Origin of the sequence: Sulfitobacter sp. R18_1 (genome assembly GCF_017743915.1) — a bacterium.
In the GTDB taxonomy this organism is placed as follows: Bacteria; Pseudomonadota; Alphaproteobacteria; order Rhodobacterales; family Rhodobacteraceae; genus Sulfitobacter; species Sulfitobacter faviae.
In genome coordinates, this window is record NZ_JAGHRG010000001.1 from 323,492 (window position 1) to 343,942 (window position 20,451).

Here is a 20,451-nt window from a genome sequence, read left to right on the forward strand (position 1 = left end):
ATTGCAGATACCAACACACCGGCCGCCACTGACCAGAGCGCGACTTGCCACCACGGTCCCGACAGATGTGGGGCAAGAGACCACCACGTATATCCTGTCACGGCCAGAAAACTCATAAACTTTAGAACGAGGGCCCCGGTTACTTCGGAGTTTTCTCTACCAGGTTCGTCATCCGAGGAAGTCATAGGGCACCAATATTCACGCTTCGTTCTTCAGCAATATGATGCATTGAAACTTCGGTTTCCATCGAAAAGGCTCCCTTCAATAAAAATATTAAGTTTACCAGCAGGTTATTGCTGAGCGCTCACAAGATCAGGCCAGTAATCGTTTCTGCCGCCCCTCTATCGCCACCGTTGTGACGATGAGTTTTGTGAAGATATCGATCTAATCTGCTGCACCCTTTACTTCTGTGAAGTAAATATAAGCTACCTTCCCCTCATAATAATGAGGCAGAAAATGCGTGAGCGACGGTTAACAATAATTTCGGCAATGATGTTCTGCATCGCGTTAGCAGTTACCATTGCTCAACCAAACACTGCCGCCGCAGCCCCAAAATCGATCTCATATATCGCAATAGATGTGAACACCGGGAAAGTTCTGGCGACAAAGAATGCAAACAGCCTGCGTCACCCGGCATCCCTAACAAAAATGATGACTTTGTACGTCTTGTTCGATGCTCTTGAAGAGGGTCAGGTGACCATGAACACCCGTCTCAAGGTCTCGAAGAACGCAGCATCAAAGCCTGCGTCAAAACTATACCTGAAGGCAGGCAGCACCATCACGGTGAATGAAGCCATAGATGCGCTCATCGTGAAATCAGCGAATGATGTCGCCACCGTTGTTGCTGAAAACCTATCTGGCACCGAGACAAACTTCGCTCGCACCATGACTAAAACAGCTCGCAATCTCGGCATGGACAAGTCTACTTTTATCAATGCGTCAGGTCTCCATGACGAACGTCAGGTAACTACCGCCAAGGACATGTTCATCTTAGGTCTCGCTCTGCAAGATCGCTTCCCGAGAATGTATGATCGTTTCGGAAAGAATAGCTTTGTCTACAGAGGAAAGAGGATCGGCGGTCACAACCCATTTACAGGGACCTGGAGAGGCGTCGATGGCATCAAAACAGGATACACAAATGCTTCAGGTTTCAATATTGTTTCCAATTACAATTCTGGAAGACGCCATATTTTGGCAGTCGTAATCGGTGCCGATACGAGCGCAAAGCGCAACGCAACCATGCGCTCGGTCCTTAATCATTCAATCCGCAAATCGACCAGCACTTGGCGCCGCACCGCTATGCTTGATCAGGATCTCGCGATCAACACTCAATACGCTACTGTGAATGTGGCGTCAAAAGGAACGCTCGTTACCGCATCACTGCTTCCTAGAGCCCGCCCAGGTACTGAAGATAACCTAAGTCCGGAAACTAAGGATGACCTCAAAAGCACTGTTGTTGCAGCTGTCGCTGAGGCCACCCGGCCGCTGCCACCAACCAAGCCCAGACTCTTCAAGGATCACCCCAACTTTTTTGCGCGCAACACCGAAATGATAGTCGTCATGGTCGAGTCATATGACAAAGCCTATGAAGAGCTACAGGCAGAGCAACAACAGATGTCAGCTGGTATAGAACCGGAGCCTAAACAACCCCGTAAAGCGCCACGCTGGCGTGCAGATGTCGAGACTTATCACATGAATACCTCAAACGTGAGCTACTCAAATGATAGCTTTGAGACTGTTTCATGCATGCAATCTAATACATGCTTTGTATCGGGGATAGTCCAAACCAAGGGCGGTCATTACCGCGTAGAAGACTCTGAAATCTTCGCCTTGATTACGAGTTCCGGGGGGTAGTAGGTCATGATGAAGCACACTGAGCGAAACGATGCCTTGCTTATCGTGAACGTCCAGAACGGCTTCCTCAATAGCCATACCAAACATTTGCCAGCACGTATCGAGTTCCTTGCTTCCTGGTTCGACACGGTAGTTATCAGTCGTTACTACAACTGCCCTCAAGAGCCTTCAGAAGATCTCATTCACCTGCTTGTTGACTGGGCCGCCATTGCACCAGAAGAGATCGAGTTTGATCATGCATTCGAGGCTCCGAGAGGCGCCATAAATATCGCAAGCCCAACATACTCCATACTAACCACGGACCTCATGTCGATGCTGACAGAACGAAATATTGGTCACGTGAACATCGCCGGTATGGATACAGATATCTCCATCAGAATGTGCGCCACTGAACTACTGATTGCTGGATTTGATGTATCCATACATGGCGACTACTGCGCCTCTACGTTGGGCCCATGGCGTCACATGAGTGCCCTTAAGCACATGCAGGATCTGTTGGTGAGCCAAGACGTACTCAAGCAAGAAACCCGGTCACATCACGTAAAACACGACAAGTTGCCACTAGGCAGGGGCGCTCGTCACTAAGAAAAAGGAGGAACCTGCCATGACACACGATATCGAGCGGCCCCAATGGGAATTCGATGCCATAGAATTCATTCGAGACGAGTTTCTTCAGGTTGGCTTAGCTATGCCACGCTTTGGCGGGGATCAATCCTTGTGGATCGCCACCTACGCGATTGCATATGGCTTCAATGAGGTGTGTCTAGAAACCAGTGATCGCGTCGAACTTGTTCTGAGCTACAACAATGGAATGCTTGGCTACCAAGTCGACTGCCGAGACGACAGGAACCTCGAGACATATGAGAAAATCCTCATGACCGTAGGAAGCGGTGACATTGATGGCGTCTTAAGTGGCGAAGCCCTGCCAGAGGGTTGTGATCTTCTTGATATCGACCATGAAAAAAATATCCGCATCATAATGTGCTTGGCGGACGGAAATGATGAGATTGCAGAAGAACTAATGGCTATCGGTATCGAGGACTACCGGGGAGGTGAACAATTTATGCCTCCAGCTCATCCTAAAGACGGTATAACGATAACAAAATTGCCATTTGGATCAGGCGATTAAGGTAAATTTGTCGAAACCATATTTTCTCATATCAATGATATGAATCTAAATCGTGGTGGGGCCATGGACAGCGAAGACATCAGTCAATCCGAGTTTGATCTCGTCGACTTCTTAAGGGAAATCTTTCCGCATGTTCTATTCGGGATGCCACGACTGGGATGCGACGAGGCAAACTGGAAACTGACCTATGTGGCGCTCTATGGCCTCAACGAGATCGCGCAGTGCTTCGGAGATCGGGTAGAGCTGGAGATCATCGTTTATGATGACCGGGTTCAATACGAAGTCCATACTAGGGTTGAGCGACTTCGAGAACTGTACCGTGAGATCATCTCTATCGTCGAGGATGGTGATATCGAAGACATCATAGAAAAGCGTGTTTTCCCAAACCTAAACAGTGGCGCTAGCATCAACCATAACCAGAACTTCGAGGCTATCGATATGCTCCTAGAGTTTGATGCCAATGATCCAGGGCGCCTACCCGATGAGCTACTGGATGCTGAAGATATCATCCTGTTCGGATCTGCATCCGATAAGATGATTGATGATGCTAATGAGTATCTTTACGAAATGACGATGTACAATGGCCTGAATTCTGGGGAGGTCATTCGTCCACGACACGGAATTGAGATCAGTAAGCTTACATCGGTTTGATTTGAGGCGGCGAAAAACCAGATATATGAAAGTAACCTGGCGCAACTTCGTCGGTAAGCCAAACGCCGCTTTCACTTCTGAAAAACGATTTTCCCTCTTCGTGAAGCCTTTTCGCTTCCACTTCTAAGATAACCGGGGCTCCATGTCTGCTCCCCACATTAATAGCCTGATCTACCGTTTCCGATAGATGCACATATTGCCTTTTCATAGGGACAATGCCGATTTCAAATATTGCCTCAAGAGACTTACCAGTAGTGCCATGATATAGAACTTCTGGCGGAGCTTCGCGTTCGGATCCAATATCGACTTCTATGGAATGCCCGTGGACGGCTCGCATTCTCTTACGATCTTCACTGAGCGCAAACCTGCCCTTGTTATCAGCTAGAATGATATCGATCACCTCTTGGTATGAGTACGGCTTTCCCGAGGACTTGAAAGGAACCCCATACTCACCACACTGAGAAATGAAGTGATCTATACGAACCCAACCATTTCTATCTATGTCGAGACCAATCAGGCCAGGCTCATGACGCAACACCCGCGCTATGAATTTAGATTTCTTGCTCATTAAATGGGCTCACGCCTCCTGATTTCGATATTAGGGATGTATCTGTTTCGATCCCATAAATCTAGCATAGCTAAATATACTCAAACTAAAAAAGGGGCCGAGATATAATCCCAGCCCCTTTAGTATAGGTTATTGTTGAGGCCTTAGGCCGCGTTCAGCGCGTCTTTCAGCTGCTTACCAGCTTTGAATGCCGGAGCTTTCTTTGCCGGAACATCGATGGTTTCGCCGGTGGCGGGGTTGCGTGCTTTACGGGCCGCTTGATCTCGTACCGAGAAAGAACCGAAACCACGGACATCGACTTTTTCGCCGGACTTCATTGCATCAGCAATTGTATCGAACACAGCATCGAATGCTTTCTCTGCCTGATCGGCGTTCATTTCCGGCAGCCGATCTTTCAGCTGCTTCACGAAATCAGATTTCTTCATTGTAGTCTCCATTAAGTTACCCGCTTTGAATATACTTTCTTCAAGACTTATGCAAGCAAATTCGTGGTTTTATTGATGATAACACCGATTTGCTTTTTATAGGTTCTTGACAATATCCAATCCACACCATCTAGCGGGCTGAATAATGTTATCTTCAAGAAAGGATAGAAAGAGTTCCATCAAAACTGTCAGTAAGGCTGCTGGCAGACGGGAATTTCTTATTCATCTCGCGCGATGTAGTTGCGTCCCGGCTTCCATTGGGTTTGTCATGTGGACACTTAACCGCAGCGAGTATGTGATCTCTAACATAGAGCCTATACATCGGATCGCTTTATCGGGGGCCTCCATTTCTGTGGCTATATGTATCTCGATAGCCTTGATGGTGCCCATGTCAGTACGCAGATTGAGGCATATTGGGCTTCATAAAAACTGGATAGTCGTCTGGCCTGTAGCTGTAATAGTTTCAATGTTCCTTCCTGGGGCATGGTTCAGCCTAACAAATCTTTTTCTCTACGGCGGCCTAGCGTTCCTATGCTTTACCCCCGGAAAAAAATGAAGAAAGTCTTCTTTCAATAAATCGGGTGTTTACCAGCGCGTGTCATATTGTATGCAACAAATAAGGCATAATAATATGACACAAAGTGTAGTCGCATACGGAGACCCCCACGGAGAATACGAAAACCTTTTCCGAGAGCTTGATAAAGAAACACCTGACGCTGTTATAATTCTTGGCGACATGACCAAGGACTCTCGCATTGGCGAGAAGGTTACACCTATTGATGAGGAGCTGGCTCCTTTGCTTGATGCAGGGATACCTACGTTCTGGATCCCAGGAAATCACGATAGCGACACAGAAGAACAATATGACGCTACCTTCGGCGCTCTGCCAGAGCAAAACCTGCATGGTAAGGTCCGCTCGATCTTTGGAGGGAAACTTCGCGTAGGGGGTCTGGGCGGCGTCTTTAGAGGTCGCATCTGGTTCCCGCACAAGGGGCTGAACGAGACACCAGCCTATTACTCCCCGGAAGATCTATTGGAAGACCTGCCGAAGTTCCAGCAGTGGAGAAACGGCATCCCGCTGAGACATCGGGCATCAATATTTAAGTCGGATGCTGATGCCCTGAAGATGGCTGGCGCCGACATCCTGGTGACCCACGAAGCTCCGTCGTCAATGCAATACGGGTTCCATGGACTAGACCAGCTTTCGGAAGATATGGGAGCCAAAGTTATTCTGCACGGACACCATCACATTGGATATGAGAAGGATCTCCCCAACGGACGTCGTGTGCGCGGGGTCGGCCTACGCGAAGCCATTCGCATTCGACTTTGATAAAAAGAAGGGGTCTCAGGCAATAGCTCGAGACCCCTTCCAACTAAAGTATACTTTAGAGATACAATAAGAACAGGAATTCCTCCCTGCCCGCCTCTATATATAGCAGGAAGTGCTACGTTTTTGTGAATAAAATATGATTGCCCGAGACCACAATTAGTGGCCCCATCATACCCAAGCATGCACTATACGTGGTACATATTCAGACTTACTAATATTCACATAGCATGAACCGATGATCGCTCTTCCCAGTTTTCGAGAATCGATTCCCGAGCTTCCCCGAAGAACTCAGTGACCCGCTTATCGGATAGAACGACGAAGACGCGGTGGTGACCCCCTTGAAGCTGCCAGATGAGAAGATCCCCGGGAGAGGTCCCACGAGAACACTTCCGATACCACATGGTGTGCTCAGATGGATCTAGCAGCATTGTCCGCTGGATTGCCTCAGCCGGGTCTTTAGCCAAGACATCTGCAACAGGGTGATAGAAGCCTCTCCCGATACTTTCCATTACCAGCTTAAGGGCAAAGATCGATCCCGCTCTGTAATGAATGGCCTCTAGTAGCTCACGCTGCTCCCGCTGTTCTGCGGTTTCCGGGCCTGTGTATCTCTGAAGCACTGTAAACATATGCGCAATATCTCAGTTTGCATTTGTATAGGCAAGGACAAACATGTATAGAGCGCGATATTAATTCAAATGAGTTTGTAATGCGCATTATTTTTAGTCGAAAAGGCTTCGACAGCGGGTCAGGTGGGGTACCTTCTCCAATTATCGATGGTTGCCCTGTAAGCCTACCTATTCCAAAGACGCCGCAGGAACCTTTTCGATATACCGACATTCAACATCCCCGCGCTGGAAACCTTGGCGACATTGTCTCTGATCTCACCAAGGAACGCTTCACGGGCGCCTCTCACGCGCATTATGATCCCCAGCTGCCCTGGGATACCGGAGTGGCATCATTAGGCCAGGATGGGGCCGCTCAGAGCCATTTGGTGAACCAAGGTGTGTCGTCCGGTGACCTGATCGTATTTTTCGGCCTCTTCAAAGATTATGACGCCCCCAAGCATAATGCTAACTCACGCCCTCACCATCGCATCTTCGGCTACTTGGAGATTGACCGGATGGAAGTTATCGGGCCAAAAGGAGCGACGACTCGATGGCGCCAGATGGGACTTCCCCGTGCTCACCCCACACCGAGCGTAGCGACATGCACACCTGATTTAGATCGCAACCAACACAGCATGCGTTAAATTGCCCGATCATGGCCCAGGTTGCTGCCCCCCCCTGAGCCCGGAATTGCGCCTAAGTATCGTAGGTCGACCTCCATCTTTTTGGAAACCCCCTATTTGGTTGCAAAGGCTTGGTCTAAGTTATCATCACACCTGATTTAAGTCGCAACGAACGCAACATGCGTTAAATTGCCTGACCATGGCCCAGGTTGCCATAGAGAGCGCGCAGCAGAATGCCGCGTGCTCCATTTACGTCTCGATCAACTACAATACGACCGTCACTGATCTGTTTTGCACCACCCAACTTGTCATGAATAACCCCATCCCAAGATCTGGTCTTGGAAGTATAAGCTTCATTCACCAGAACGAGGCGTTTACCATATTTACGGCACATCCAGTTTAGTTTCTGTTGAAACCGATAATGTCCCAGACCCAGCATAGATCTAGCAGTCTTCGTCCGAAGCTTCCGCTTCTGTTTCTCGACCATCTGGGACGTTTCAAACGTTGGCAAAAGCAGAACATCAAACCGTTGGACCAAGTCATACGCCACACGTCTGTGTAGATCATCGACCAGGTTTCTGGCTTTGATCATTAGCTTATTCAGGCGTTTTTGGTAGTGGCGCTTCCATTGATCATTACGGGCTTTTACCCGTAATGAGACCAACTTGTAAATCTTCTGAATCAAGGGCCAGATACGCTGGGCATAGAACCCTTCGCCGTAGGTGGTGCATTGGTTCTCTGAATATACAGTCCCGAAAGTCCGTACACCGGGGTCGATAGCCGCTATTGTTCGGACTTGAATTTCGTCCTGCCCAATCGTGGTAATGTATTTCTGAGCACAGATGAACCACTGCCCCCGCTCAGAAACAATTCTGGTGAGTTTCTTGAAGGCTTCCTCAGGAAGGTCTTCTGAAACGTCGAAGTGGCGTGTGACGAATCCAGGCGCCAACTTTTGGATGATGAAGCTCTGCCTCACATCCTTTAAGCTTTTGAAAGTAAATCCGCACTTCTTGCCTTGCCTGCGCTCACGGATGATCGCGTCTCGCGTGTTGAAGGCGCTAAGGACGGCTTCATCGCAGGCGGCCGAGGCGAAGCCCTCGCCCCTTTCTGCGACCTCCGAAGCGACAAACTCCCTAATTGTTCTACGTAGGTTGATCTTTTTCAGATCGTCGCCTTTTCGATCCACCAAGCCACGATCTGCTTCGATGAAACACGCAATAGTGAGGTTGTATGCGCGCCGATGTTGGCGGCATAGCTCGATCAGGTATTCCTCATCCTTCGGGAATACTCTGATTTTTCGCGTGCCTTTGATGCGCGCGCTTTCCGTGAATGGAGTTGCAGAAGGAAGTGATAAACGCAACGAGTTCTCGAACATCGAACGGATCGGTTTGATCGTCTTCTTCCAAAAGCTCGATTCCACCTCCCGATAGTTCAAAGATGTGCCTGATGAGAGGGAATCCGGATCTGGTGATGCGATCCGATGTGGTAGCCACCACTCGGACTGGTTCGCCTCGCAATGCGCGTTCCAATAAGGCGATAAAGCCTCGTCGTTTGAAATTGAAACCAGAGGCAACGTCACTGACAAGCTTTGCTTCTGGGTATTTTTCCCGCAAGATTTGCTCTTGGGTGTCGAGTGAGGATTGCTGTTTTTTGCTTGAGACTCGAGCGTAGATAACGATATCTGGATCGACGTCGATCCAGACCCGGAGGTGACCCCCATCGGTGCGTGCAACTCGCTCGTATTTTCCTGCTTCAATCCATCTACGGATGGTTTGAGACGTGACTTTCTCTCGTCGCGCGAGATTTGTTGTTGAGAGTCACATGTCATAATTTCCGAAACTATTTCCGTTTATTCATGCATCTATCTATAGTATGTTGCGTTCGTTATCAATATGCTGTTCAGCCCGGATCGCGGGCAGGCAGATCACCTAAGACTTGTTGCCAGAGGACAGGAATTCGTTTCACATGTTGGCGCAGATAGCGAAGCGCTTGCATGGGCCGATAACATCAAAAGCCTTATGGCCAACCAATGACGAGAAGAGACCAATTACATGCAAGAGTTCACCGATCAGCTAGAAGCCTACCTTGACGCACAGAGCGATTGGATGCCGCGCGATAGTAAGCGAGGGTTCAAAAATATGATCAATGCGTACAAGACTATTGAAAGTGAACTTGGCGAAAATCCTAACTGGGAAAAGATCGTCGATACCTGCTCTGACATCCGAAATATGAATGGTTCATTCTGGGGGCATCTCGCGGAGATGCGTGAAGCCGGTGGCGAGAGAGCGTCCGAAGCTGAAGCGCTATATCGCAGCCTCCATGAAAACCTAGAAGTGATCCGGGTCTGCAAGGATATGCCTCTCGACATCGTATTGGATCAGCTTGCTTTCCCAGAGGACAGCATTCCCGACTTCCCAACCAGCACAATGAGACCATAATTAATCGGGTCCAAGGTTATCGTCATGAGAAATGTTGACAACCAAGTACAATACATGCATTAATAGGGTAAGTATTCGAGGTTATACATGCTCCCTATCGTACCCGGCTCTGAAAAAATTGATCGCGACGAAGTTCTGCCCAGCGCAGGTAGCTACTGGCGGTTCAAAGGTGAACTGAATGAAAATGGCAAGTTCTCGCGCTGGGATGTACCGGAGCATGGCCTCGTCCTTCTCGTAAAAGAGGTTCGCGTTGTTGATGGAGACATCCATACGATTGTGATGAAGTCTCATCCGACTTGGGAAAACGGTAACGCATTTACGATCCGCATTCTGGCCGACGAGTTCTTCGAGAATTGGGCCCTGGAGCCCGAGTGGGAAAGCATCCGCGAGCACGAGATTGCGGAAGTCCAATCGCGCATCAATGGTATCACCTCTCGCATTCAGTCAGGCCCTGAGGAAGAGACTTTGCAGCTCCTTATCGCAGAGCAACGCGAGAAGCGCGAAGAAAAGGATGATAAGGCCGCAACCAAGTCAACCGAAGGGAGCGCCAATGTCCCGGCTGCCCTACTGCCTTCCGGTGACGTCCTGGCAACCCAGAAGAAGATCGAAACCGGACTCGATCTTGCTAACGCACAAGCCGCTTTCATTCAGGGACAAACCAAAGAAATCCAGAGTGAAATGAAGCTTCTGGTCGGTTTCCAGACTGAGAAATCAGAACAAGCTTTGGCCTCGGTTTCCGACGCCCAGTCGCAAGCTGAGGGACTTCTAAAAAATGTCCGGACGATGCGCCTATTCCTCGGTGAGGATAGTGCTACCCACACGCTGGTCACCGGCAAGGGCGCCCCTAAGGATGAGCCTCTCACGCTCTTACAGCAACTCCTGTACCTTGATGAAGAGGTCTTCGTTGAGGGTCAGTTTGCCGATGGCTTTGACCACAGTGCAGTGGGCGATATCGACACGTTGTTCCGTAAGCACCCCCAGATTATCGACCGCATGATGCCCTATGAAAGATGTGTCGTGCTGGCTCGCGTGCGTCGCCACAACCGATCCATCGATCCAGAAGCTAAGATGACGTTGACCGAAGCCTTTGAGCTGATCCAAGAGCGGGAACTCGACACGCGGGTTTTCCTGTTTATTCGGGATGGTGAGAACGTCCACATGGTCATGGCTGATGAGCAAACAAGTTCAGCAAAGCGCTTGTTTCCCTCGGCCGACGAAATCAATGCCATCTTCACTTCCGGATTGCATGGCAAGCGTGAAATCACAGTGAAAGACATCGAGTACAGCTATGCTCGAGAAAAACACGATGATCGGGCATTGCATTACAAACGCTTCTTGCTTCTCCTGTGGGGGCTACATGAGCGCGAAGGGTTGCTTGGTGACTTCATGCCCAAGGGCCAGAACTGGCTGACCGAAACAGTACATAACGAGCGTTTCCGCTTCGTCCACGACGAAGAAGGCGTGCTGGATGACGGCCGTCCCTCGCTTTCTGAGTTCATCAAGTCTGCCAACGAAAATATGACGGAAGGTTCGCGCATCGCCGTGAACTGGAATGAGGCAATCGACGAGTATTCTGCCCCGCAGGTCTACGATAGTACTTACCGAAAAGTAGATCCGGTAAATCAGTTTGAGATCGCAGTGCTTCGTAAAGCCGATAAGAATAAGCTTACCGCTAAATGCCTTTCTGAAAGCCGATGGGATCCAAGCGCTAAAATTCGCAACACAACCGTCGTTATCCAAAAACGCGAAAAGGGACGCCCTGTAGAACTCAATGGGCGCACAGAGTATCCTTTGCGTCCCCATGTTGCTGAAGGCGTGATCTGCCTCGATTTTGTCGACCTCCACGACATTGAGTATTACCTCAACAGCCGAGCGGCCCGAGTTCAATATCTGCGCTACATCCATTCCTTTGCGGAGGCTAGAAAGCTGCTTAGTGCAGAGAAGGCATCTTTGGATGCGGTCGCGAGGGATCTTCTCGCGAGCAACCCGCAAGCTAACGAGAGCATGATCAAGGATGCCATCGTTTTGTGGCGCAAGTGGAAGAACTGGGCACTGCCCGAAACCAATGCCCATGTGAAGGCTATCCAGAAGATCGTTGCCGCAATGCTTGCTGCACAAAACATTCGACGCCCTGAGCTGATCGAGCTTCAAGTCACTGGCAAGGGTGAGATCGTTGAAATTGAGCCTGTAGACCCAGGTTTCATTCCTGGCTTCGATATGGGGTTTGTGGTAGCTCGAACTCTGCTACTGGGCACCAAAGGTAATCTGACAGAGGTCTCTTCAAAGACAGTGGTGCGCAGCCTTACAGAGCCAGGCAAGTCCTCTCTCACAGTATGGCTGCGGGACGAAACCCCAAGGTTCGCGTACCCTTCTGAGATTAGATCGGTTCGCGATAACCTGTCTTCTGATAACGCATCTGCGGAGCTTGGAAAGATTGTAGATAGGGCATCCCGCTATGCCAAGTCAGCTAACCCTAATATTATTGGTGATAGCGTACGGACAAAAGCGTTCTCGAGTATTGATGTCGAGACAGCTGACGCGCTGATGGAGAACTTCTATAGATATGTCTTCTCGGATAAAAGAGATGCCGTACCTGGTGATATTATTCATCACACACTTGGACTGTTCGCTCTTACCCCAAAAACGGAGGGTTCTTCCTCTCACGGAACTTCGCTTTTTCAAGTTAACCTGGTTGTCGACCTGACGTCCCGACTTTGGGCCCAGGGGCATAGCGACACCGTGAAAAAGTGGATTAAGAGAATCTATCGACCTGAAGGCTACATTCGTCAAGTAGCCAACTTTGAAGACAATGCAGATAAGAACTGCGGTTTCTCCATTCGCGTTTCCCGTATCGACGAAGATGCTGTAAAAGGTGAGGACTACTTCGGCGGATTCAGCAATACCTTGGATACTGATGAAGTTTTAAGCCGTGGTCTTGATCGCGTGATTGCGGAGCACTTCAATCCAGCCACGTTCAGCGTCTTGTCGGCCAAGCATGTTGAGCCCACAGAAGAAGAAATCGAGGAGACACGATCTCGAATTCTGATGTCTCCCAACCTCAAAGAAGCTGCGGAATCTATCCTTAAGTCGGCCAAATAGATCGCAACTAATGCTTAGTTACTCTTGCCTACGTAAGTGATTTGCCGTAGTCTATTCACAACAAAGAAGGATATATCAATGCTGAAAACGTTGCCATTTGCGAATGCTTTCGCCATCACATGTGCAACCAGCCTGGCTGATGCTGTGAATAGTGTCTCCTATGAAAGCATCCTGGTGGGCGGCCATTTTGTTATCCTAATGGTGGTTATTCTGGGGCATAATCTTGCAAAGAATTGTCAGCACCCCTTCTTCAATGTTTTCCAGTGCTTGGTGGCGGTGATCTCAGGCTCTGTTTTGGTGAAGTTCGTTCCGGTCCAATTCCTGGATGGAAACTCGATCCTCTCTACTGCAATCACCATCATGTGCTTTGTGCTTGCCTTCTTCCGCATCCAAAGCATCCTGCGGAATCTCATCAATAGCCATGCTAAGCCGACGAAAGAGGCTTCCACCCAAACTGCCATGACTGGAGCCTGAAAATGGAAAACTCGAAAGAAATCAATCTGAGCAACGAATTTCAGGTTGGCCTATTAAAGAATTTTGCCTCAATCTCTTGGAGATACGCGGTTATCCCAGAGGAGACAACTAATCTGAATATGTACTTTGGTGGTGATGGAGAGCCGCATACATTTGAATGCGTCGCCGATAAGTTTGGCCTCCCGGCCGCAAAAGCATGGGAACAGGCTGTCAAAGCGCGACAGGATTTCTTCAGAGAAGCTTACGCACACATCCACGCTGTTGAAGATGGCACTTTTGGTACAGAGCCTCCCGCCAAAGAAGTTTCTGTGAAGCCACTTCAGTGGTCTGATGACAACGGCAACCTTTGCAGAGAACAGCAGGATGGTCAGATCGAACTCTACACATTCTGCGGCCGGTATGTCATCCGCCACCGATCCAGCGTGGATGGTGCCATGTGGGTGCCCCGATATCTAGGTCATCTGCCCTTGGCGGCACGTAGGAAGCTGTCAGAGGCTAAAGTAGATTGCCAGAAGGATCATGAGGCCCGCATCCGTGCAGAGGTCGGAGAAGACGCTCCATGACCGACAAGGTTCATGCTGATTACACCGCTGATCGCATCATCAAAGCTCTAGATAGCCAATTCTGGCTCGAGAAGGATGTATGCGGACACTGGCGCCTTGGCCTAGGTATTCGTGGTGTTGGACGTGGAGTTCGCGTTCCAACTAAAGAAGCCAGTAAAGCGACCAAAGATCCCCGCGTCGAGACCCGGGACACCGCCATGGGGGTCATCTACGTGGCAAAGAAAACTGCTAACGAACGCAACAATCAGGAGAATGCCCATGGGACGCCCCATCGTTAAGTTGCCCGACGGCCGGTATCTAGAATGGAGCGAGATTGTAGATGCTCCGGTATGCTACAGTGTTGATCGCGAGGAAGCTGTAGCAGAATGGGGTGAAGACCGCATTGCTCGGGCAGATCGATGGGGCACGAGCCTCTTACACAGAACATCCGTTGAAGAGATGATCGTAGCCAACCGGGCAGGCGACGGTGAGTCCAATCTTACCATCGAAGAGATCTGTGAAGCATACCATCCGAAAAACGCGCCAGCAGACGCGTAGCATTTTTGTTGTCATTCTGTAGGCATTAGGTTGTCGTTCCGTGGGCGCGTTGTGATCATTCAGTTGTCACAATGCGTCCTTTTGTGGCACTTGGGTAGGCAACAGGTGACACCAGATCGTTCTCGGGTATCACCTGGTCCAATTAGGCGGCAACTGCTTGAGGAAGAGCATACCGTCCTGGACCGGTTTGCTGGAAGTGCCGCCGTGCCATCTGACGGATCTTCTCTTTCCACCAGTTCGTTTCTGTCGGTCGCTTAGTGCTGATCTCTTCGTAAATGTCAGAGAGCTTCGCCTCTCCGCCCAGCGCGTGCAGAGCCTGTTCAAGCGCGGCCTTCCATACCGAGCCAGTTCCATTTTTGAGAGTGGCCGAGTATTCCTTCTTCATATTTTCGATATCTCGGGTTTCAGGATAGAGGGTCATCCCCACCCACTGCTGGCCTTCCTGTCGGAACATGGCGAACATCAGCGGCATCTTAATCCCGGGAAACAGTGTACGGGGCAGAAAATGAGGCTCCAGGCACCAGTCCATTGCATAACGAACCACTCTAGAGGGGGTCTGAAAGGTATAAGCGGGAAGGATGAAACCACAGCGGCCATGCGGCTTCAGTAGCTCCTTTGCCCGCTCCAACATCCCGTCAACGATACTGAGCTCGAAAGGCGGGTTACCTGCAATGAGATCGGCCTTACCTTCAATCTCAACCTTACGGAAGTCTCCAGTAATCACCTGGCGCCCAGTACGCTGCCGTGCGCGCTCGGCCATAACAGGGTCGATCTCTACGCCAACAGCATGCACGCCTTCAGGAATGGCTTGTAGGAACCGGCCGTCGCCACAGGAAGGCTCGATTACATAAGCGCCCTCCTCGATATCGCTAAAAAACGTCTCGTAGATGCGCTCAGCCGCCCATACAGGAGTAAAATACTGGTTCAGAAGCTTGGTGTTATCAGCAGGCATTAGGTACCCTCAAAGTGCTTGTTTCGTATATTTTAGCGAAGTGGTTCCCGCTTTAGATCAAATGAGGCTGCCCTGCTGTCTTACGGACGTCGACCTCGATCAATGATTTGATCTGATCGAAGTCAGATGCCTTCATCGCGACAAGACCTGCTTCCTGCGCATAGACTGAGATGTCAGCAGGAACCGCATGCGCGAATACAATGACCCCTTGATCGAGGTCATATTTTTGCATGCCCTGCACAGCCTCACGGACAAGGCGCTCACTAGACCCGGTATTGTGGAACTCACAACGCAAGCCAACCTTCTTGGCGCCTACCTCAGTGATCACGTCGATACCTGCATGATCACCTTGAGGGCTCAAGAGCGCTGGGCAGTCCATCGTACGCATCCGTTCCGCACACCAGATTTCGAAATCAAAACTGGACTGAACTTCCTCGAAGGACGAGAAAATGAGTTCCGTCTCTTCAATTTCAGACATCTCCATGAGCAGACGCATTGTGAATTTGGCCAACGTATCCTCAGTCATGGTTGTGATCTGAGCGCTGTTGTCGTTCTCTTTCCAGAAACGCTTTACAGCACGCATCCCACCGGCAAGGTCAGCTACCTTTGTGTCGGCAGACAGCGCCCCTTGCATTTCCGGGAGAAGCTTCGGCGCATTAAGGATCGCGATTTGTGTGGCCACTTCAGTGTCGTTTTCTCGCAACGACATGACCAAGGCACCTACCTCATTCCAGAAACCCTGAGAAACAAAGAACGGAGCTTGCTCAGCGATACCATCAGCGGTGCAATAGCCACCCTTCCAGCTAGAGAAGCTCTTCTGGTCCTCATAGAAGTCAGCTGCGATATCTTCGTCGGATGTCAGTAGTGCTGCGAAATTCTCCGCAAATTCTGCACCCCAACCAGCCGATACGACCGACCCTTGCGCACCGTAAGCTACACATGCCTGTCGAGAGATAGCCTCAAAATTACGCGTGCGGACCTCATCAGAAATCTCGTCGACGACCTCCATAAGAGAGCAGATTTCTTCAGCGGCTTCGATAGGAAGCGCAGCTGCAACAATTACAGCGATCTCGCTACGGCATTCTTCTACTGCTTCCACATCACGTCCCATCAAATGAATTCTCCTATAAATCGTTAGCCCCGTCTCAGCGGGAAATCAACTTATGCAGAGAAGATCATAAATGTTGACAATATGCAAGTATTATTTCCTTAACCTGCATGAATAACCGTTAACTATTCGGGACGTTAGCTATTTAGAGAAAGATCTCCCATAGGAATCTTAAAATCATAGGCATCTTATTCATGTATAATGTTGACAATCAATGCGGCGGCCAATAATGTTGGTGTTAACAGAGGGGCTCTCATTTGAGTTCTCGGTATTAATTGGAGTATTCAAGATGTCGAAAGAGAAAGCAGTCGTCACCAAAACCCAAATGGGCGAAGAGCACCGCCACCCAGCATTCGGGGTCGTGACTATCGCCGATACCAGTGCGCGCGGAATGGCCCTCTTTGGAACCAATATCGAGCACTCAGACTTCATTACAGTTCGGGTGTCTGATGCACTTCGGTTCCGCAGCAACAATCACGACAAGGTCCATGAAGAGAAGCAAATCGTTGAGTTCATGATGAGCCGCCAGCAGTTTGCTTCGCTTGCTTCCGGCCGCAGTAAGGCCAATGGTGTTCCCTGCACATTGCGCTGGGTCCGTCACGAAGGCAGAAAGCCCATGATCGATCCCGAAACAGAAGTTGAGCGCTTCTCCAAAGATGCTCAGGAAGAGTTCAAGAAACTGGCCCAGCAGATCGAGAGCCTTGTCGATGAGACGCGGGCTGAGCTTACAGCTGCGAAGGTCTCCAAGGTTCGTCAGGAAGCAATCCTCGCCCCTTTGGTTCTGATCTCCCGCAAGCTTGGCGGCACCCTGCCCTACCTGCAAAGCGTGTTCTATGAAACCGTTGAAGACATCGTGCACGAAGCGAAGTCCGTCATCGAGTCTTACGCCGACAGCCAGGGGATCGAGGAAACTCAAAAGCCGCGCATGCTGAAACCCTCGGAAGAGAACTGAAGTTTGCAGCGCGGGCCATACTTAGCTGGTAAGGCATAAACAAATAAGGACCTAGAGATGAGCAATCACGCCATTAAACTATTGGATGAAGTATCCCCTGAGGCGGCTGATACGGCCCTAGATCAAGGCTGGGATGAGCACTCAATTATCATTCACCTTCTTGGACTTATGAAAGATGAGGTCCCTCAGTTGAGCGATAAGCTGTCCAGTTATTTTTCGACTGTCGCCGAAGAAGAAAATGATGCCAGCGCTAGCCTTGGAGATTTTACCCGATGACAGTAAAACGACACCTTTATGATCACGAACTGGAAGCTTTCATGGAGCCGATTCAAGAGCGGCTAAACGAACTATTGGAGAGCAACGCTCGTCTTTCTGAGCATCTTTCACGGGAAGTGGAAAGGAAGATCCCTCAAACATCACTCAATCTTTCTCGGAAAATTGTGAAGAACAGTGAAGAAGCTAGGGTCCTAACCTCCATCCTAGAAAGATATGAGAAAGTACAAGCGACAGCCGCCCCTTCAAGATCGGAGGACGCCCTGGCACAAGAATGGTTTGAGTTGACAGCGTTAGATCTAGTTTCAATGATCGATCCATCTGGCAAAGAAACCGGTCATACATACCATGCTGGGCAAATCCTGAATCGCTACGCTAATCGTCGTACTCGCGTCTATCGTCGCGATAACGGTCTCGACGATTATGGCTCTCCAACACCGTAAACTGGAAGCCTTCATGCCGGTAATCAAGCAATCGTGGATCACGCGCGAAGATCTCAAATCTAATCCAGATCGCCTTTATATCTTCGGAGATAACGTGATCCGTAGAGGCTATGGCGGCCAGGCAAAGGCTATGCGAGGGGAACCGAATGCTATCGGGATCGCGACCAAACGCCTGCCCAGCCTGAAGTCAGATGCGTTTTTCTATGATACTACCTACGAAGAAAACTGCGAAATCATCGAGCATGACTTCGAGCCCGTATTCTCAGCACTGAAAGCAGGTAAAACCGTCGTGTTTCCTACGAATGGCATCGGAACCGACCGGGCAAGGATCCATGAAACTGCACCCCGCACTGCCGCCTTTCTCGATACCCTTATCAAAAAAATGATGTCCTTCGATAAGCCCGCCGATAAACCTCGACCGAGACTGAGTATTCGCCCAAGAGTGGCACGAGAAAGCAGCAGTAGTTTCAAGCCATGAGAACCTGACGAGTATTCGATATCCTAGTAGATCAGATCACGTTTTAACCTTACATAGGTTGCTCAATTCTTGACCTCTTCTACTTAAATAAGTGTAAGAAGAGGATCAAGCATGATACTTATTGGCGACGTTCATAAAGAGCACTGGAAAGAATACTTCGATATTATTTCCGCCCACCCGAAGACTGTCCAGATTGGAGACCTTTGCATTGGTCGCTCTGAGGTAGGCGCTCCTGCTCACAGGTTTCTGTACTCTTCAGTCGCGAAGGGAGATCACCGCTTTATCAAGGGTAACCGAGACAACCCTCTGGTCGCTGATAGAACCCCGTTCTGCATTCCAGACGGCACTGTCGAAGGCGATGTCATGTATATTGGTGGAGCACGTTCTCCTCACCGAGAAACTGACAACCGGTCACTCGAGTGGTGGCCCGAAGAAGAGCTACCACAGGAAACCCTAGATCATCTGATTGAAGTCTACGCCTCTGTGAAGCCTCGTGTGATGGTTACACATGATGGGCCACATAGTGTCGTTTCGCGATGGTGGCCTCAGTACAAAGATGAGCATGCCAAGAGCCGCACAGCTGCTGCCTTTGACACGATGCTAAATCTTTACAATCCGGACCATTGGATCTTTGGGCACCATCATGTATCGCGCCACGAAACCATCCAAAACACCCAATTTCGTTGCCTCGCGCGCCTCGAGACCATGGAGCTACCGTAATATTATGATCCGCAGCATCTCCGACATCGTCGATATCGACCAAGTAACGCCCTATGTAGATCGCATTATCTATATGGAGCTTGACGCAAAAAATGACGTCGTGAACTCTCATGCAACCGATACCATCAGAGATGAGATTCTCAAGCCTGCGATAGCTGAGTTCATCACTGACATCACAGGTGACCGAGATGGGTTTCCAGGCGTCTCTGCAAGTATGGTCGACACCTACTTTGAGACAGTAATGATGAGAATGGTTACTGGATCTGAATGTCCCCCGGAGAACACGACGGATAGAACGAAGGCAGCCTTGGATCAAATGTCCGATCTCATGCGTGAAATGCTGGACCTCACAATGATCCTTGATGAAGCTCCCGATCACGAGCAAAATGTGTTCATGACAATGTGATAAACCCTATTTGTACGACATCGTAAATCTTGGTGAAACCATGCTCGAAGTAAAAAACGAGCATGGTTTTTACATTTTCATCCCCCCGCATCATCTCTGCGGCATGCAAAGCTCTTACCGGTCTCGCTATTATCGGAAGCCTTTCTGCCTGCGTACAGCAGCCTACCGCCCGTTTTCAGGGCACCTCATATCTTCCGCATTCCAGCTCAAAGCCTGTCTATATCCCACAGTCCATTGATATGGACACAGCAGCTGGCCCAGAACTCTACACCTGCGCGGATTGGAGAGACGCTTATAGCGTTAGTCACTGGCCACAAGGAAACTCCTTGCAGGTGGTTTCTCAGATTGACGCGATGGTAAGAGACCGCTTCCACTACCTGCGTGAAGAAGTCGACTTTTGGCGTCCCATGCACAACACTATCCTTGGAACTCAGGATCATTTTGCGGGCGACTGCGACGATCTAGCGGCAACCACAGCAGCTATTGCTGTTTGTGCAGGCGTCCCGAAGGATAAGATCGGCTTTGCTATTAGCTCCACCCAAGGCGATCCCAATGAAGCCGACCATATGATCGCCTTCTTCAAAGACAACGATGGCACTCTCTACACCCTTGGTGATACACAAGGTGGTGTAAGACCCATGGCGAACACGCGCAACCGAGTGATTTATTGGAAATACTTCAGTACCCACGATCAGTGGTGGGCTCGAGAAGATTATCCTCTTCAGAAAGATAGAGAGAAGAACATGTCGAGCTGGGAGGTTGGCGCCAGCCCACTCTAAATATTGCGCATGCCAATGTAAAAAGGGCGCCCAGTGGCGCCCTT

At 49.8% G+C, this 20,451-nt stretch carries 23 protein-coding genes; 18 read left to right on the plus strand and 5 right to left on the minus strand.

The window, feature by feature from the left end:
- Positions 1–456: 456 nt before the first annotated feature.
- The 4 genes from J7392_RS02310 (at position 457) to J7392_RS02325 (ending at position 3,634) form a co-directional block, all read left to right on the plus strand.
- Positions 457–1,854 (plus strand): D-alanyl-D-alanine carboxypeptidase family protein, encoded by a 1,398-nt coding sequence (locus J7392_RS02310; RefSeq protein WP_209215979.1) that lies wholly within the window; start codon positions 457–459, stop codon positions 1,852–1,854.
- A gap of 6 nt (positions 1,855–1,860) precedes the next feature.
- Positions 1,861–2,439 carry an isochorismatase family protein gene (locus tag J7392_RS02315; RefSeq protein ID WP_209215980.1) on the plus strand — a complete coding sequence of 193 codons (579 nt, stop codon included), beginning with the start codon at positions 1,861–1,863 and terminating at the stop codon, positions 2,437–2,439.
- Between the two features lie 19 nt (positions 2,440–2,458).
- A complete protein-coding gene (locus J7392_RS02320) occupies positions 2,459–2,983 on the plus strand; it encodes a hypothetical protein (RefSeq protein WP_209215981.1) in 525 nt (174 codons plus the stop codon).
- 63 nt (positions 2,984–3,046) lie between these two features.
- Positions 3,047–3,634, plus strand: coding sequence for a hypothetical protein (locus tag J7392_RS02325; RefSeq protein WP_209215982.1), 588 nt, complete (start codon positions 3,047–3,049; stop codon positions 3,632–3,634).
- Here the strand turns inward: J7392_RS02325 and J7392_RS02330 are convergent.
- Complete coding sequence (locus J7392_RS02330; protein ID WP_209215983.1) at positions 3,621–4,202, minus strand: RNA 2'-phosphotransferase; 582 nt, start codon at positions 4,200–4,202, stop codon at positions 3,621–3,623. The genes J7392_RS02325 and J7392_RS02330 overlap by 14 nt on opposite strands.
- A 143-nt stretch (positions 4,203–4,345) precedes the next feature.
- The gene (locus tag J7392_RS02335; protein WP_209215984.1) at positions 4,346–4,627 is read right to left on the minus strand and encodes an HU family DNA-binding protein; all 282 of its coding nucleotides are present in this window, start codon (positions 4,625–4,627) and stop codon (positions 4,346–4,348) included.
- Between the two features lie 631 nt (positions 4,628–5,258).
- Here J7392_RS02335 and J7392_RS02340 point away from each other — a divergent pair.
- Entirely contained in the window at positions 5,259–5,957 is a 699-nt protein-coding gene (locus J7392_RS02340) for a metallophosphoesterase (RefSeq protein ID WP_209215985.1), read from the plus strand.
- 706 nt (positions 5,958–6,663) lie between these two features.
- Entirely contained in the window at positions 6,664–7,206 is a 543-nt protein-coding gene (locus J7392_RS02345) for a hypothetical protein (protein ID WP_209215986.1), read from the plus strand.
- A gap of 163 nt (positions 7,207–7,369) precedes the next feature.
- Here the strand turns inward: J7392_RS02345 and J7392_RS02350 are convergent, their stop codons facing one another.
- Positions 7,370–9,013, minus strand: a complete 1,644-nt coding sequence (locus tag J7392_RS02350; RefSeq protein ID WP_209215987.1) for a zinc ribbon domain-containing protein — start codon at positions 9,011–9,013, stop codon at positions 7,370–7,372.
- Between the two features lie 223 nt (positions 9,014–9,236).
- Here J7392_RS02350 and J7392_RS02355 point away from each other — a divergent pair, with 223 nt between their 5' ends.
- The 5 genes from J7392_RS02355 to J7392_RS02375 all read left to right on the plus strand — a co-directional run bounded on the left by J7392_RS02355 (position 9,237) and on the right by J7392_RS02375 (position 14,037).
- On the plus strand, positions 9,237–9,623 hold the full coding sequence (locus J7392_RS02355; protein WP_209215988.1) for a hypothetical protein: 387 nt from the start codon (positions 9,237–9,239) through the stop codon (positions 9,621–9,623).
- Between the two features lie 87 nt (positions 9,624–9,710).
- On the plus strand, positions 9,711–12,722 hold the full coding sequence (locus J7392_RS02360) for a hypothetical protein (protein WP_209215989.1): 3,012 nt from the start codon (positions 9,711–9,713) through the stop codon (positions 12,720–12,722).
- A 78-nt stretch (positions 12,723–12,800) separates the two neighbouring features.
- Positions 12,801–13,196 carry a hypothetical protein gene (locus J7392_RS02365; RefSeq protein WP_209215990.1) on the plus strand — a complete coding sequence of 132 codons (396 nt, stop codon included), beginning with the start codon at positions 12,801–12,803 and terminating at the stop codon, positions 13,194–13,196.
- 2 nt (positions 13,197–13,198) lie between these two features.
- A complete protein-coding gene (locus J7392_RS02370) occupies positions 13,199–13,759 on the plus strand; it encodes a hypothetical protein (RefSeq protein ID WP_209215991.1) in 561 nt (186 codons plus the stop codon).
- Positions 13,756–14,037, plus strand: coding sequence for a hypothetical protein (locus J7392_RS02375; protein ID WP_209215992.1), 282 nt, complete (start codon positions 13,756–13,758; stop codon positions 14,035–14,037). The genes J7392_RS02370 and J7392_RS02375 overlap by 4 nt, the downstream gene beginning before the upstream one ends.
- A gap of 401 nt (positions 14,038–14,438) precedes the next feature.
- Here the strand turns inward: J7392_RS02375 and J7392_RS02380 are convergent, their stop codons facing one another.
- Both J7392_RS02380 and J7392_RS02385 read right to left on the minus strand, forming a co-directional pair.
- The gene (locus tag J7392_RS02380; protein ID WP_209215993.1) at positions 14,439–15,248 is read right to left on the minus strand and encodes a class I SAM-dependent methyltransferase; all 810 of its coding nucleotides are present in this window, start codon (positions 15,246–15,248) and stop codon (positions 14,439–14,441) included.
- 52 nt (positions 15,249–15,300) lie between these two features.
- A complete protein-coding gene (locus tag J7392_RS02385; protein WP_348540684.1) occupies positions 15,301–16,359 on the minus strand; it encodes a restriction endonuclease in 1,059 nt (352 codons plus the stop codon).
- A gap of 286 nt (positions 16,360–16,645) precedes the next feature.
- Between J7392_RS02385 and J7392_RS02390 the strand changes: the two genes are divergently transcribed.
- From J7392_RS02390 to J7392_RS02420, 7 genes are all read left to right on the plus strand, one after another.
- Positions 16,646–17,308 carry a hypothetical protein gene (locus tag J7392_RS02390; RefSeq protein ID WP_209215995.1) on the plus strand — a complete coding sequence of 221 codons (663 nt, stop codon included), beginning with the start codon at positions 16,646–16,648 and terminating at the stop codon, positions 17,306–17,308.
- A 57-nt stretch (positions 17,309–17,365) separates the two neighbouring features.
- Positions 17,366–17,584, plus strand: coding sequence for a hypothetical protein (locus J7392_RS02395; protein ID WP_209215996.1), 219 nt, complete (start codon positions 17,366–17,368; stop codon positions 17,582–17,584).
- Positions 17,581–18,024, plus strand: a complete 444-nt coding sequence (locus J7392_RS02400) for a hypothetical protein (RefSeq protein WP_209215997.1) — start codon at positions 17,581–17,583, stop codon at positions 18,022–18,024. Before J7392_RS02395 ends, J7392_RS02400 begins: the two co-directional genes overlap by 4 nt.
- Before the next feature lie 13 nt (positions 18,025–18,037).
- Positions 18,038–18,502, plus strand: a complete 465-nt coding sequence (locus tag J7392_RS02405) for a hypothetical protein (RefSeq protein ID WP_209215998.1) — start codon at positions 18,038–18,040, stop codon at positions 18,500–18,502.
- A gap of 111 nt (positions 18,503–18,613) precedes the next feature.
- Complete coding sequence (locus J7392_RS02410; RefSeq protein WP_209215999.1) at positions 18,614–19,222, plus strand: hypothetical protein; 609 nt, start codon at positions 18,614–18,616, stop codon at positions 19,220–19,222.
- Positions 19,223–19,226: 4 nt separating this feature from the next.
- A complete protein-coding gene (locus J7392_RS02415; RefSeq protein ID WP_209216000.1) occupies positions 19,227–19,628 on the plus strand; it encodes a hypothetical protein in 402 nt (133 codons plus the stop codon).
- A 62-nt stretch (positions 19,629–19,690) separates the two neighbouring features.
- Entirely contained in the window at positions 19,691–20,407 is a 717-nt protein-coding gene (locus J7392_RS02420; RefSeq protein ID WP_209216001.1) for a hypothetical protein, read from the plus strand.
- Positions 20,408–20,451: the final 44 nt, after the last annotated feature.